Annotated in this window: 1 pseudogene; it reads left to right on the forward strand. The window is 80.6% G+C overall.

The annotated features are described in order from the left end of the window. Positions 1 to 366: 366 nt before the first annotated feature. Positions 367 to 506: pseudogene (locus tag MW084_RS09245) on the forward strand (zinc-ribbon domain-containing protein); the annotation flags it as partial.

Below are 506 nucleotides of genomic sequence, written 5' to 3' on the forward strand. Positions count from 1 at the left end.
AGATGGGTATAAGGGAGAGGGCCGGGGGCGCGGGGCTCCGCCCGCGCGTGCCGCGGGGCCCCGGGGACCGCTGCGGGGCGGCCCGTGTGCGGCGGCGTTCCGGGGGAAGGCGCCTGGCACCCCCGGACCCGCCCCGGCGCGGCGCGGGCGCCTGCCGGGGAAGGGACCGGACCGATGGCGATCGGGGCGGCCGGGCGGCCCTCCCCCGGGCCGCGGGCCGCTCGGCGGTGGACTCCGGGACCACGGGCCGCGGTTCGGCCCGGAGTGTCCGCACCGGGCGCCCGCCCGGCTCGCCCGGCGGGCGATGAGAGGATCGAACGGGTGGACCGGCCCGACCGGTTCCACCCCCGAACGTGGGTGTGAGCGATGTCGCAGACGCATCAACTGGCGGCCTGCCCGGGCTGCTCGGAGCCGTTGCAGCCGGGCGACCGGTTCTGCGGGGCGTGCGGGTACGCCCTGTCGGCCGTACCGGAACCGCCCCCGGAGCCCCCGGCGGTGCCCCCGGC

Source organism: Streptomyces sudanensis, assembly GCF_023614315.1.
Classification (GTDB): Bacteria; Actinomycetota; Actinomycetes; order Streptomycetales; family Streptomycetaceae; genus Streptomyces; species Streptomyces sudanensis.